This window comes from Vreelandella halophila (assembly GCF_019903425.1).
Taxonomy (GTDB): Bacteria; Pseudomonadota; Gammaproteobacteria; order Pseudomonadales; family Oleiphilaceae; genus Halospina; species Halospina halophila.
The window spans coordinates 2,419,957-2,433,965 of sequence record NZ_JACHUZ010000013.1 but is presented as its reverse complement, the minus strand read 5'-3'; the positions used below and the strand labels follow the sequence as shown (position 1 = coordinate 2,433,965).

Below are 14,009 nucleotides of genomic sequence, written 5' to 3'. Positions count from 1 at the left end.
AACAGTCACTGTACCGACTCGATGGACGGTGGATTCGGGGGAGACACCACTTTGAGAGGGTATCCCTCTGGGTTTTTCACACCATTGCGGTCAAAAATGAAGAGATAGTATGTATTATCATCCGTCGGCAGCTGACCTTGGGTAAAAGCGAATTCAATGCTGTTTTCGGACCAACGCAGCGGGCGTTGCAGTTCGTAGGAAGTCGCTGACTCAAGGTTCCTTGAGTCGGCGACAATAACTCGCTGCCAGGTGCTGTCCATGTAGGGTTCGCTGATTTCAAAGGTGTTTAGGCCAAAGTCTCCGGTGTTCTGGCCTACCAATTGGAGAGTCGGGCTGGAGTCGGCATGCTCAGTAACTGAGGGATCAAAACTGAAGCTGCCTTGCTTCTCGAAATTGACCCAGTACTCCGCAGTACCGCGGGATTTATCAATCATGTATTCCATTAAATTCCAAGCCTGAGGTTCCAGGTCGGCTCGAAACCAGTCGCTGCCCGCATCACCAGGCCCAGTTTTCGGGGATACATAGATTCTATCCAGTGCCCAAGACGCTCGAAGGCCGTTGGAGCCACCCCCTGTTTCCCAGATGCGTGCATATTTTCCTGGGCTAGTGAATTTACTGATCGTCCCACTGTCATCAGAAATGTAAGCCTCTGCGCCAGTCGATTGCCCAATGAGCGTTTTGCCAGCCAACCGGTCGACATTCGACATGGTATCAAACTCGATCTCGAGCCATCCGTTGTCGTTGATGCCGATGACCCAGCCATCGACATCAATACCTTGGGCGCCGCCGCTGGGAACAACAAAGCGCTCCCCTCGGGTTAGTTCGGACTCGCCGAAGTCGAAGTTACCGGAGATGCCAGTTTGCTGAATCTCAACGTGCTTCTGGGGATCAAACTCAGTTCGTATCCACCAGGATACGTATATTTGGGTGTTACCGTCGGGGCGAGGGTATCGCCTCAAGGATGGGTCCAGGTTGTGATCGCCGCCGTAAGCCATTGGAAGACCGACGAAAGCGCCTCCACGCATACGATAATGGGCGCCCACATCCTCATGCCGCAGGTCGCCGCTTCGAATGAAGGCCGTCGGTGCGCGATCAATATTCCCTCCCGGGGTTCCAACGCCATCCCAGACGCGCATGCGCTCGTCGTTGGCGTCATGCATGTATTGTCCATGAGAAAAAAAGTTGCCCTGAAAATTGTTCCGCGTGCCATTCTCAAAAGTGTATGTGCCGAAGTCATGCAGTACGGGGGGGCCTTGCTGCTTATCCCCGAAGCCGGACCCGGTAACCCGGAAGAACTGAGTTCCCTCTTCCTCGGCCCGATCGACAGGCTCAACGGCGGATATGTTGGGTTGGCCATAGGCTGTAGCGAAGAAGCAAGCCGAGAGAAGGCAAGCGATTTTCCGGAAGCCAAGCGTATTCATGTCGACACTCCAAAGTGGGTTTGGGCGGGCAACAGCCTATACCGTCAAATCAAGTTAAATCGATCAGCGGTAGGTTACAAGCCTGTTATCCGTTACAGTTTGTTATAGCTTGCGCACTCATTGCCCGCGATTTCCTGGAGTTCGCCCGAGCTTTGGGACCGCACCACTCTTGCTCATCACTCGCCTCCTCTGGAGGTGGTGAATCTTGACGAGCTGATAAAAAGGATTCAAATGACTGACGACACAGTAAAAGCGGGGATTTTGGATACAAGCATTGCGACTGAGAATACGGGGGATCTCATCATCATGGAGTCGGCCGGGGAGGTCCTGGATTCACTTTTGAATGCGCAGGCGTTTCACTTCCCGACCCACGAGAAGCTGGGCAGGACCAGTTATAGTATTCAAAAACAGCTTTCCTACAACATCGCTTGCGGAACAAACCTGCTCCATGCCCACATGGGGCTGGTTAAGCAATGGAACGTGGGCTTGATTGACGCATTCAAGCTGAAGCCCGTGGTGCTGATGGGGGTCGGGTGGCGGAGCCAGGCTTCCCGGAAAACGGATTTCTATACAAGATGGTTATTGCGCCGGCTCCTTGATTCACAGCGTTACCATTCAGTACGGGATTCCTACACCGAAGGCCGGCTCAGGGAAATCGGTTTTGACAATGTGCTGAACACCGGCTGCCCGACCTGTTGGAGCCTTACGCCCGATCATTGTGCCAGTATTCCACAAACCGCTGGTGATTCGGCCGTTTGCGTGCTTACTGATTACAGCCGCAATGAAGAAAGGGATGCCGAGCTTCTTGACCTGGTCTGTTCCAGGTACGCCAACCGTTTTTTCTGGTGTCAGGGCTCCGGGGATTTGGACTACATCCGGAGTTTGGGGTTTGATCGTCATTTCCAGTTTATTCCGCCGACCTTGAGGGCTTATAACCGCCTCTTGAGCGATTCATCCTTGGCACTGGATTACGTTGGCAACCGCCTTCATGGCGGCATCTATGCACTGAAACACGGGCGCCGAGCGACCATCATAGGGGTCGATCACAGGGCTAACAGTATGGGTAAGGACATCGGACTACCCGTGATTGATCGTTACAGGCCGTTCGAGGAAGTCAAATCAATGGTTCTGGATGAGCGTGCTATAGAAATTTCGCTCCCTGTTTCAAACATTGAGAAGTGGTCCAACCAATTCAAGGAGGAAGTTCAACCTGATGGGCAGTAATGAAGTCCCTAGGGTTCTGGTCGTCGGTTATTCACCAAGGATGTCCGGTGGTGTCGTCAAGGTGACCGAAACGCTGAGGCAGGCCTATCCCGGGATGGATCTCCATGTGTTTCATCATTGCTATACGCCGAAATCCCGGGCAGTAACAACCTACCTGCAAAGCCTCCTGGGTTTCATGTTCGGGTTGTACCGCATCCGGAAATTCTATGATGTATTGCACGTCATCGTGGGGTCGTCCGGCGATGCCGTGAGAACGTTGCCTTATATCTGGCTCGCAAAGCTGGCCGGCCTGCCGTTGTGCATTCAACACCACAAGAGCGCTGATGTTGTTCGCGATTATCTGCCCGGTTTTTTTCCCGTTGCATTGATTACGTCGACGTGGCGCTCGGTAGCGGCCCATGTATTCCTGAGTGAGAAGCTCAGGACAGGTTTTGAAACTGTATTCTGCGCCCGCGACGGTTTGTTCGTTATTCCGAATGCCATCGATGAGACATGGATAAGGTCGGATTCCCCGGGTAGCTTGCACGACCGTACGCGGGACGTCGTCTTTTTCGGGCGCTGGAGCTGGGAAAAAGGTGTGGGTGACATGCAGCGTGCGGCGGAGGCCCTCGCCGATATCGCCAAATTCGAGTGCTACACGAATGTCCAGAAGCCCACCGTGGAGGGGCAATGCCAGCTTTATCCCTGGCTGGAGGAGAGAGAGGTTCAATCTATCCTGCGGTCTGCCAAGCTGTTGATTCTCCCATCCTACTCGGAGGCTTTCCCGACCGTGCTTCTTGAGGCGTGCGCATGTGGAACGCCCTTTGTTGCATCCGATGTTGCCGGCATACCGGATATTGCCCGAAACAGTGGGGCAGGGCTTACTTTCCCGGCTGGCAATGTTGAGGCTATTGTGCGGTCTGTGAGACAGGTCCTAGATGATGCTGACGGTTGGCAGCAAATGGCTGAAAACGGCGCCGAATGGGCGAAGGAACTCAAGCCGGAGGGGATCCGTGCGCAGTGGGAACAACTCTACCGGCGGCTATCTACGGGTAATCATTCAGTTGAACAAATCTGACCGAATGGTTCTTATTCAACGCGACTGATTGCGGCAAGGATGATTTCCAATGGAACAGAAGATGAAATACCGGTTCTTCGAACATCTTTCCTTGGACTATATTGGCCCCTTTGAAGCACTTGATGAGGTTTACAGCAAGCTCCGGGAAACATCCTTCTGAGGTGATACCCATGGGGTGGCGGCATTGGATGCTATCCCACCTGATACTGCATTTCTTACCCAAGGCTTTGGAGACAAATTGGAAGCTCGATACGCTCGCGACACGCGCATTCATGACATTGCGGCGGATAAAGGGCGTTGACAGTCTGGTGCAGCCGGTTGTCGTGTTCTGGTTTTAAGGAGGTCTCATGGAGGTTTTAGCATTTGCCCGTCATCCGGGGGGAGGGATCCGGACCTATATCTACTATGTGTACAGTAATGCAGCTTTTTCTGACACCAACATAACGCTCCTTACGCCTGAAACGGATTCCATGGATTCCCTCCTGGCAGGGATGAATAACGTTGGATCGCACGTAAAAAGCAAGGAGAGTGTGGTTTACCTTCTGATTTCGATTATCCGAACTCTGTTAAAGGTTAAACCCCAGGTCCTGCATTCCCATGGCTTTACCGCCGGGCTGCTGGCAGTCATTCCAGCACGGTTGCTCGGCGTGCCTCATGTGATCACAACCCATGATGTCTTACGGGATGCCCAGTTTCAGGGGGTTGTTGGACGTCTGAAACGGCGCTTGATCGGTCGGGTTCTGTCGCTTGCAACGGTCATCAACCCGGTGGGGAAGGATGCAGCGCGAAATCTGCAGGACAATTACTCCTACCTGAATGGTAGCCGTCGGATGGTGAGCATCAGGAACGGAATTGATACAAATCAGTTCCTGGGCGACCAACGGCGGGATGTCAGGGAGGAAGCCGGCGTTGCGCAGTGCGATCTGCTCGCGGGTTTTTTTGGCCGTTTTATGGCTCAGAAAGGATTTTCAACATTGGTTGAGGCAGTAGCGCAGTGGAACAGCAGGGAGGGGCGAACCTTGAAAGTGGCCTGCTTCGGCTGGGGAGGATTTATTCGGGAGGAACAGGCCGAGCTGACGCGCAGGGGCCTGATGGAATACTTCCATTTTTTCCCAGGCACGGATGAGATGGCGGAAGCTCTGCGGGGCGTGGATGCGGTGGTCATTCCCTCGCGCTGGGAAGCATGTCCATTGCTTCCCATGGAGGCGTTTGTGGCTGGAGTGCCGGTGATCGCGTCTACCTGTATTGGTCTGAATGAAGTCGTGCACGCGACGCCTGCCCTGACATTCGAAGTTGAGTCAGTGGAAGGACTGCTTCAATGTCTGGAGCGTTTTGCGAACGAGGAGGATGCCTTGAAAGAGCGCGCGGAAGCGTTCCGTAGTGAGGCCGCGAGTCGATTCGATGTGGCCGGGACGGCCAGGTCATTAAAGGAGCTGTTCATGGACGTGGCTAAGTGATGGGTTCGAGCGGTCCGATATACTTATACAGAGCGCGCTTGCTTCGGCAGCCGACGACCGATGGAACGGGGAGCTAAGGATGTGTGGACTGGCTGGTTTCTGGCCACTGAACGGCGCCAGAGTCGAAGGGCGCGATGCTGTGTTGGCTGCGATGGGCCAGGAACTCCAGCACCGTGGCCCCGACGCCCAGGGCGCCTGGATAGATGACACCACCGGCCTGGGGCTGGTTCATAGGCGCCTGTCCATCCAAGATCTGTCTCCGACCGGCGCCCAGCCCATGACGTCCACATCCGGGCGTTACGTCATTGCCTTCAATGGCGAGATCTATAATTTCAATGCGCTGCGGAAAGAGCTTGAAGCATCAGGTAACGTATTTCGGGGCCATTCGGACACGGAGGTGATGCTGGCCGGGTTTGAACACTGGGGCATTGAGGGCGCGCTTGACCGGTTTAATGGCATGTTTGCCTTCGCGCTCATGGACCGGCGCGAGCAGCGCCTTTACCTGGCTCGTGACCGGATGGGGGAGAAACCGCTTTATTATGGGTGGCAGGGCAATACCTTTCTGTTTGGTTCGGAGCTCAAGGCTCTCAGGCAGCATCCGGACTGGCAGGGTGAGATCGACGGGAGTGCGCTGCCACTGTTGCTTCGTCATAACCTGATCCCGGCGCCTTATTCCATTCACCGGAATATCCGCAAGCTGCCGCCGGCGTCCTATATCGCGCTGGACCTGAAAGACAGCAGGGGCTCCGTTTGGCCGGAGCCCAAACGGTACTGGGTACTGGAATCCTTCATCGGCAATGAGTGGCCCGGCACGGTCGAGCAGGCATCCTTTCAGCTCGAATCGCTTCTGGAGGGCGTCATTGGCGAGCAGATGATCTCGGATGTGCCCCTGGGCGCCTTTCTTTCAGGGGGGATTGATTCGTCCACGGTGGTGGCCCTGATGCAGAAGCAGGCCTCGCGCCCGGTGCGCACCTTCAGCATCGGATTTGACGAACCAGGCTTCAACGAGGCGGAGCATGCGGCAGAGGTGGCGCGCCATCTGGGCACCGATCATACGGAACTCTATGTGACCCCCGAGGACGCATTAGCCGTGATTCCGGGGTTGCCGCAGATGTATGATGAGCCCTTTGCCGACTCGTCTCAGATTCCCACCTATCTTGTAAGCCGCATGACACGGGAACATGTGACGGTGGCGTTGTCCGGCGACGGCGGCGATGAGCTTTTTTGTGGCTACACGCGTTACCAGGCCACGGCGCGGGCCTGGCAGTCGCGTTCCGGGCTTTCGCGCCAGCTGGCGGCGTTAATGCGGTATTTGCCGAAAGGATTGATTGCCCCCGTGATCCGGGCAATGATGCCGTCTCAGTGGCAGCGTTCCTCGGGGGCGGTCCGCCAGCGGCTGGTGGCAGAGGCTGCCATGGGTAATGCAGGGACGCTGTCCGAATACTACCGCCAGAGAGTGTCCCATTGGCCGGAGCCGGCCGAGGCACTGGTGAATGCTGAGGAACCCGAGTATGCGCTTACCAGTGGGCTGCCGGGAGCGGTTGCCGGGGACCCATTTAAGACGTTGATGTGGCGCGACCTGAACTGGTACCTGCCCGACGATATTCTGGCCAAGGTAGATCGGGCGGCCATGGCCTGTAGCCTGGAAACACGCATTCCCCTGCTGGACCGGCGAATTGTGGAGTTCGCGCTGGGGCTGCCGACCGACCTCAACATGGAAGCTGGTGTAGGCAAGCAGGTGTTGCGCCGGGTACTGCATCGCCATGTGCCCCCTGAACTGATCGACCGCCCCAAACAGGGCTTTGCGGTGCCGCTGGGGAGCTGGCTGCGCGGGCCTCTCAGGGACTGGGCCGAGCCGCTTCTGGCAGAGCAGCGCCTGAAAGAGCAGGGGCTCTGGCATACTAACCGTGTGCGCTGGTTCTGGCACGAGCATCTGAGTGGACGCGAGGATTACAGCTTTGAATTGTGGGGGGTACTGATGTTCCAGGCATGGTTTTCATCCCTTAAATGAATACAGCTAAGGATCCAGGTTTGGCCGAAGGATTCGTTTTTCTAATGGACTGCGAGCAAAGGTGCTCTGAGGGCATCATATATTCTCTCGCAACGAGAGGGTTTTCCGTCATTGGGTTAAGTCCTGACAGATTCTTCCCCGCTCGCTTTTCAAGCCATCTTCATCGGCGGGTACAGTCTCCAAAACTGGATAACGGATTCCAGGAATATTTTGAGTTTCTCTGCTCCTTAGAAAAAAGAGGGGTTATAGTTCCTTCTGGCGATTTAAGTGTCAAGTTTCTTAGCGGATTCAAAGAGCGTCTCACTTCTGAAGGTTTTCTCGTCAATGTACCTGACCCTGATACCCTGCATCACCTTTTCGATAAATGGGAATGCAATCAAATTTGTGAGAGACATGATATACCAGTTGCTAAGTCCGCATTAGCTAATGATTTGTCAGACGCCGAGCGTTTTTCGAGTGACATGACTTGGCCGTTAATTGTAAAGCCAACCTCATTAGCCGGAGGAAACTACGTCAAAGTCCACTCACAAGAAGAGCTAAAAAATGCATTTAACTCTCTTTCCAATATAATTAAAAAGGAGAACTTCAAGCTTCATGAATCTGGGGTTTTAATCCAGGAGTGGATAGATCTTAAGATGTCAGATAACTGGAGTTGCGATGTATATTTTGATCAATACGGGGAACTTATAGATTTCGTAACCATAAAAAGAATTCGGACGTCCTTGAGTGAGAAGGGTCTGCCAACAAGTAGGATGTACTGTGGTCAGATCCAGAACAATACCTTGCTCAAGGAAAGGACATTTGACTTATTAAAGAAACAGAACTGGAAAGGGTTTGCGCACGTTGAGTATATCTTTTGCAAAAAACGGAATGATTATGTTTTAACGGAAGTTAATCCACGTCTTCCCGGTTACTCATACCTTTTGAGTGCCTCTGGTCATGAGCAGGGATGCTATTACAGTCTGGATCTGTTTGGATTACCTTTTCAGGTTAATCGCTGCAGTAAGTATGAGCGGTTATATTATTTTGAAACTCTTCGTTATCCGGGAGACCTAAGTGACGGGATAGTCAACTATTGGCGAGGTTATTTAAAACTAAAAGACGTGATACGCAGCTATCTGGTTCTCGTACAAAAACCGAGGCAAGTTGTGGTCGATTATTTTAATATTAAAGACTTGCGGATGACGGTTGCGGTTCAGGTTTTTAATTTGATCAGGTTCGGATCTAAGGTGATGTTTTTTGTTAAGCGACGATTAAAATAATATGCCGAAATTAAATAGGATTCTAACAATCCTTAGAACTGAGGGGGTGATTCGGTCCTTAAAATTATTGATAAGGCGTGCTGCCAAGAAAATAATTAAGAAAGAGATGGTTTATGTTTGGCATAACGTTAACAAAGAGCGCATCTACCCTGATAATGCCAACTTTGAGATTTTTTCAAAAAAATCTAATCAAGAAAAAATTGCGCAAGTGCTTGGTAAAGATTTATTAGGAAAAACTAAATCCCGTATTGAAAATGGCGAAGTTCTGGTCTGTCTTTTTCTTGATAAGACGCTCGCAGGCTACGGGTGGGGAGGGTATCAGTCCTCACTTTATTTTTCGTATATAGCAAACGGCATTGATCTGAATAAAGAAATTTTTTACATCTACGATTGTTTTACATATCCAGGATTTCGCGGCAAAGGAGTTTATCCGCTTGTTTTAGCGAAGTTGTGTGAGGTTTCTGATAGCTCTGAGGTTTATGTTGCGTGTCAGTCTGTAAATGAGAGCTCGATAAGAGGCATTTTGAAAGCGGGATTCGAAAGGTATAAAGATTTTGTTCTTGTTGATCTTTATTTTTTCCGGTTTAAGTTTGTTATATCGTTAAAAGATCGGAAATAATGGATTACCTTAACGCATTGGGTTCTGCAATTACTCCGACCTATAACCGTTCTAAGATACAGGTGGCCACGTTGCAGAGTGGAGCCACAGCGGGAATTGTATGTAGGGACTGCATAACGATCAGTGAGCAAGAGGAAGCACTGAAAGCCTTCATTACAGCTCTCAGGTATTGGTTGCTTTACCGGGGACGCCGGCGCGTTCTTCTCGCGATACTGCTGAAAAGGCGAGGGCGTTGATGTCGGAGACTCCGCGTTCCGGGCAGGGCGTTGAGACCCTCCAGGTGGTGCGCCTTTCCGAGCAGTATTTTGCGGATATGGCGTCATCCTGGCAGGAGCTTGTATTTGATTCCGACTCGGATCCACTGTTTATGGGCTGGCCCTGGCTGTACACCTGGTGGGAGACCTGGGCAGGCTCTCTGGAACTGGAACTGGCCCTTTTGGGCGCCTTCACGGAGGAAGGCATTCTCGTTGGACTGGCGCCGTTCTACTGCCACCGTTTCCGGTTGCCACTGGGGTATGAGTTACGGCGGCTGCATTTCCTTGGCAATGCCTGGCGTATATGCCCGACGGTGCGTACTGAATACTGCGGACTGGTCATTCGTCGGGGATGGGAAAATCGGGTTGTGGAAAAGGTCATGTCGGAGGTCTGTCGTCTCGACTGGCAGGAGATGGTGGTGTGTGACCAGGGTGTCCAGGATCTTCTTCAGTGGCAGAAAACCTTCGATCGTCTGGGAGAGACCGTGAGTACCGTTCCAAGGATCATCGATTCCGGAGTACGCGTGGTCACGGATGGGAATTTCGAGGACTGGCTCGGGCAACTCGGACGCAATACGCGCCTCAAGGCCTATAACCGGCGGAATTATCTTAACCAGCGGGGTGAGCTGAGATTCCGGTATGTGTCAGACGATGCAACGGATGACTTTTTCAGCACCCTGAACCGTTTTCATGAGCGGCGATGGGGTAAGCCCTGTTTTGAACCGGACGCCTTAAGGTTTCATCAACGTCTCCTTACTCGCCTGACGCCGGACAACAGGGCGCTTTCCGTGCTGGAATTCAATGGGGAACCGGTTTCCATGCTTTATGATCTTCGGGTGGGGGACAGCCAGTACAACCTTCAGACCGGTTTCCTGGAATCGTTCGATTCCAAGGTGGCTCTGGGAACCCTACACCTTGGGTTTGCAATCGAGCAGAGTTTTATGGATCCGCGAGTGCGTTATTACGACCTTCTGGCCGGGCAAGGGAAAAAGACCTTCTATAAGCGTCATTTCCAGGGTGAACACGTGCATTTTCTGACCGTACAGTATGCGCGCCATCCGGTAATGCGGTCTATTTATCGGTTACAATCCTGGCTTCCGGGGCGCCTGCGCCAGTCAATCAACCGATTCGTCAGGCTCTGAATTAGGGATAGAGTAATGCCACATGAAGGAGTTGGCGTAGGCGATCCTGATCAGGGATTTCAGGTTCCGCGAGTTCTTTTCCTGATCGATTCGTTCAGAAATCCCTATGCCGGTAGCGAGCGACAACTCTACTTGTTGGTTGAGGCGTTGGTGGCACGGGGGGTTGAGTGTCATCTGGTTGTGCTTACGGCATCGGATTACCTCTTGAACGAAGATTTTCCGTGTGGGTTTACCGTGTTGGGTTACACGTCTCTGGGGCGCCCCGGGATTTGGGGTGCCATGTATAGCTTAGGTCGGAGATTCAGGGCGCAAGGGTTCACGATCGCGCATACGTTCTTCAATGATGTATCCGTTGTGGCGCCCCCCATGTTGGGCCTGGCAGGGCTTCAGACTGTCATTTCGCGCCGCGATATGGGGTTCTGGCATACACCGGGCAAACTCTGGTTGCTTCGGGCGATGCGCGGCCAGGTAGCGGCCTGGATTGCGAACAGCCGTGCCGTTGCGGATAAGACCATTGTTCAGGAATGGGCGAAGCCGGAGCGGACACGGGTAATCTATAACGGCTTTCCTATAGAGCATGGCGCCAGCATTGAGGGCGCGTCGGATATGGATGCGCTGCGGTCGAATGGTCGGGTTCTCGTCGGGTTGGTTGCCAATGTGAGACCGATCAAGCGTATCCAGGATCTGGTCTGTGCGCTGGGCCGGCTGAAGGAGGATGTCCCAGCGCTGAACGTGGTGCTTATCGGGGACGGTGACCAGGAACCACTGCGTGATCTGGGCCGTGACTTGGGTGTTGGCGACCGACTGCATTGTCTGGGAAGCCGCAACGATGTCCCGGCCTGCCTGAATGCGCTGGATATCGGCGTTCTCTGCAGCGAGTCCGAGGGCTTCTCGAATGCCCTGGTTGAATACATGCTCGCCGGGTTGCCCGTGGTTTGTACTGAAGCGGGTGGGAATCCTGAGGCCGTGGAGCACGGTGAGACGGGGCTCCTGTATGGCGTCGGCGACGTTGAGACATTGGCAACCCATCTGCAATGCCTGGCCGGCGACGTTGAGTATCGACAGAAGCTGGGCGAGAAGGGCCGGAGGATTGCCCAGGAGCGCTTCGCCATGGAGACGATGGTTGACGCGCACATGGCCTTATACAGCGAATTGCTCGAGGGGAGATCGCGCTGATGATTCCCTCCGCCTGGATTGACTTTGCCGGCCGCTGGGGCGGGTATGCGCTCGCGCGCCAGTACACGCGAAACCACCCGCGCATTCTCATGTATCATCGCTTTACCGGCGACACGTCCGCGGGCACGGCTATGGCTGATGTCTTCGAGGAACAGGTTCGTCACCTGGCCAAGCACTTCAATACAATGACCCTCGGCCAGCTTTTAGCCTACTTGCACGCCGGAGAGCGCCCACCACCTAACACGGTTGTAATGACCGTGGACGATGGCCATCGGGATTTCTTCGAGTTCGCCTGGCCTATCCTGAAACGGCACAATGTACCAGCCACGCTCTTCGCCGCGACGGGGTTCATTGACCGGGAACTGTGGCTCTGGCCCGATCAGGTGACCTGGCTTTTGGGGCAGTGTGGGCATCTTCCTGAACGTGTGCAGATGGCCGGGGCGTCGTTAGAGCTTGGGGACAACCCCTGGCAGGCTATTGTGGACCGTATTCTGGCGGTGTCCGACGATAACCGGCTGCGTGCGCCGTCGGAGTTGGGGGAACAGTTGGGCTGTGATCTACCATCCGAGGCGCCCGAGGGGTATGCGCCGATTAGCTGGGATGAACTGCGTGTTCTGGAGGCCAACGGTATCGAGATCGGTGGCCATACGCATACGCACCCCAATCTGGCGCGCATGCCGGAGCACCGGTTGCCGGAGGAAATCCATCGGTGCCGGGAGCGCCTGGACAGCGAACTGGGGATGCGTCCGCGACCGTTCTGCTATCCCAATGGACAGCCGGGTGATGTGACTCCGGCCGTTCGCGCGGCTGTGAAAGATGCAGGATTCACCGGGGCCGTAGTGGCATATGCCGATGGCGCCCGGCACGAGGATGTCTACCAGTTGCGGCGGCACAGCAGCTCCTCGAATCCTTTCCAGTTCTATAAGGCCAGTTCGGGAGTCGAGTGGCTCGGACGGCGTTGGCGGCGGGGAGGCCTGTCGTGAACAGTCAGCCGCTGAGTGCAACCGTTCACCGCCATGCGTCGAGTGTTCACGAGCGCGTCGTGCCGGCGGTGATTTTCGTCCTGCTCTGCTACTTCATGATCGACTACTTTGGGCGCCTGCCCGCCCGCCTGCCTGTGTATCCTCATTTTCGGCCGACGATACTGCTTGTCGGCGTCCTCACCTTGTCGCTTTTTTCCCAGGCGGATAAGGTCAAGGACCGCTTTAATGAGCCGGTTCTGAGAATTATCGTCGTTCTTCTTCTTTACGTGCTGTTGTCCTTGCCGCTGGTGGAGTGGCCGGGCAGCGTGATCCGGGAAAACATCCAGGACTTTGTTAAGGCGGTCGTTTTCCTATTCTTTGTCGCCATCATTGCGGATACAGACCGGCGTCTGAAGATGGTCGTTTATCTTTTTGTCGGCCTTCAGGCGTTCCGCATTCTGGAGCCGTTGTTCCTTTACTTCACGACAGGCGTTCTCGGCGGTAGCACCTATGTCGGGGGCGAGTTTGCGGGTCGTCTGAATGGTGCCCCCGCGGATGTAATCAATGCCAATGGGCTTGGTTTCGTTATCGTGACGACGCTCGGGTTCATGCACTTCCTGATGCTCCGCAGCCCCAGCCGCCTTGTGCGGTGGACCTACTACGTGCTGCTGCCAACGTTTCTTTACGCGCTTGTCCTCACGAGTTCGCGCGGCGCGTTTATTACCTTTCTCGTACTGTTGTTCTTCATGTTCAGGGATGCGAAGCGGAAAGTGCTTCTCACAGCTGTGGTGCTAGTCGGTGCGGTTGTGGCCTGGGGCCAGATGTCCGATTTCCATCAGGACCGCTACCTGTCGCTGATCAGTGAGGATACGCAAAACAGCGGCACGGTCGAGGGGCGTTTCGAAGGCATGAAGACGGAGTTCCTGCTCGGGCTTCAGCGACCGATTGTTGGTCATGGCGTGGGAACCACCTCGGAAGCCAAGGTGAACAAGTTGGGCGCGCGAAGCCAAGCCGCGCACAACTTCTACGCGGAGCTGCTGATCGAAGTGGGGATCATCGGGTTTATCATCGTCATGACCTATATCGTCAGGCTGTATAGGCTGGTGCGTCGCAATCTGGCGCGATTGCGGGAAGCCATGGAGTCCGGTGCGGAGATCGACAGCTTCAAGTACCGGCTTAACAAGGCGCTTTTGGCGGTTTTCTGGATCTATGCCGTCTACAGCATCAACTATTACGGCCTGTCTCAGGAATACTGGTACCTCTATGGAGGGATTTGTGTCGCCTTTGCTCGTTCCCTTGCCCGCGACTTCTCTCAGGCGGGTGATGGGCTGAGAGACCGTGATACACGAGATTTTCGGTCACGATGGCCTGCGGCCCCGGGCCCACGGACTCGTGAGCCGTTCCAAGGTCAGTGAGCCGATCTG

11 protein-coding genes are annotated in these 14,009 nt (G+C 54.3%); 10 read left to right on the top strand and 1 reads right to left on the bottom strand.

Annotation, left to right across the window (positions count from 1 at the left end; translation table 11 throughout):
* Nucleotides 1-5: 5 nt before the first annotated feature.
* Nucleotides 6-1,421, bottom strand: a complete 1,416-nt coding sequence (locus H4I92_RS15580; RefSeq protein WP_077531445.1) for a hypothetical protein — start codon at nt 1,419-1,421, stop codon at nt 6-8.
* Nucleotides 1,422-1,652: 231 nt separating this feature from the next.
* Here H4I92_RS15580 and H4I92_RS15575 point away from each other — a divergent pair, with 231 nt between their 5' ends.
* The 10 genes from H4I92_RS15575 to H4I92_RS17095 all read left to right on the top strand — a co-directional run bounded on the left by H4I92_RS15575 (nt 1,653) and on the right by H4I92_RS17095 (nt 14,000).
* Nucleotides 1,653-2,645 (top strand): polysaccharide pyruvyl transferase family protein, encoded by a 993-nt coding sequence (locus H4I92_RS15575; RefSeq protein WP_077531444.1) that lies wholly within the window; start codon nt 1,653-1,655, stop codon nt 2,643-2,645.
* Nucleotides 2,635-3,702, top strand: a complete 1,068-nt coding sequence (locus H4I92_RS15570; protein WP_077531443.1) for a glycosyltransferase family 4 protein — start codon at nt 2,635-2,637, stop codon at nt 3,700-3,702. Before H4I92_RS15575 ends, H4I92_RS15570 begins: the two co-directional genes overlap by 11 nt.
* Before the next feature lie 347 nt (nt 3,703-4,049).
* Nucleotides 4,050-5,159 (top strand): glycosyltransferase family 4 protein, encoded by a 1,110-nt coding sequence (locus tag H4I92_RS15565; protein ID WP_077531442.1) that lies wholly within the window; start codon nt 4,050-4,052, stop codon nt 5,157-5,159.
* Between the two features lie 79 nt (nt 5,160-5,238).
* Nucleotides 5,239-7,170 carry an asparagine synthase (glutamine-hydrolyzing) gene (gene asnB, locus H4I92_RS15560; protein WP_077531441.1) on the top strand — a complete coding sequence of 644 codons (1,932 nt, stop codon included), beginning with the start codon at nt 5,239-5,241 and terminating at the stop codon, nt 7,168-7,170.
* A gap of 20 nt (nt 7,171-7,190) precedes the next feature.
* On the top strand, nt 7,191-8,432 hold the full coding sequence (locus tag H4I92_RS15555; protein WP_179105740.1) for an ATP-binding protein: 1,242 nt from the start codon (nt 7,191-7,193) through the stop codon (nt 8,430-8,432).
* Nucleotide 8,433: 1 nt separating this feature from the next.
* The gene (locus tag H4I92_RS15550) at nt 8,434-9,051 is read left to right on the top strand and encodes a GNAT family protein (protein ID WP_143512728.1); all 618 of its coding nucleotides are present in this window, start codon (nt 8,434-8,436) and stop codon (nt 9,049-9,051) included.
* Nucleotides 9,052-9,286: 235 nt separating this feature from the next.
* Nucleotides 9,287-10,447 (top strand): GNAT family N-acetyltransferase, encoded by a 1,161-nt coding sequence (locus H4I92_RS15545; RefSeq protein WP_077531439.1) that lies wholly within the window; start codon nt 9,287-9,289, stop codon nt 10,445-10,447.
* 15 nt (nt 10,448-10,462) lie between these two features.
* Nucleotides 10,463-11,623 (top strand): glycosyltransferase, encoded by a 1,161-nt coding sequence (locus H4I92_RS15540; RefSeq protein WP_077531438.1) that lies wholly within the window; start codon nt 10,463-10,465, stop codon nt 11,621-11,623.
* Nucleotides 11,623-12,606 carry a polysaccharide deacetylase family protein gene (locus H4I92_RS15535; protein ID WP_077531437.1) on the top strand — a complete coding sequence of 328 codons (984 nt, stop codon included), beginning with the start codon at nt 11,623-11,625 and terminating at the stop codon, nt 12,604-12,606. Before H4I92_RS15540 ends, H4I92_RS15535 begins: the two co-directional genes overlap by 1 nt.
* The gene (locus tag H4I92_RS17095; RefSeq protein ID WP_143512726.1) at nt 12,603-14,000 is read left to right on the top strand and encodes an O-antigen ligase family protein; all 1,398 of its coding nucleotides are present in this window, start codon (nt 12,603-12,605) and stop codon (nt 13,998-14,000) included. Before H4I92_RS15535 ends, H4I92_RS17095 begins: the two co-directional genes overlap by 4 nt.
* Nucleotides 14,001-14,009 lie beyond the last annotated feature (9 nt).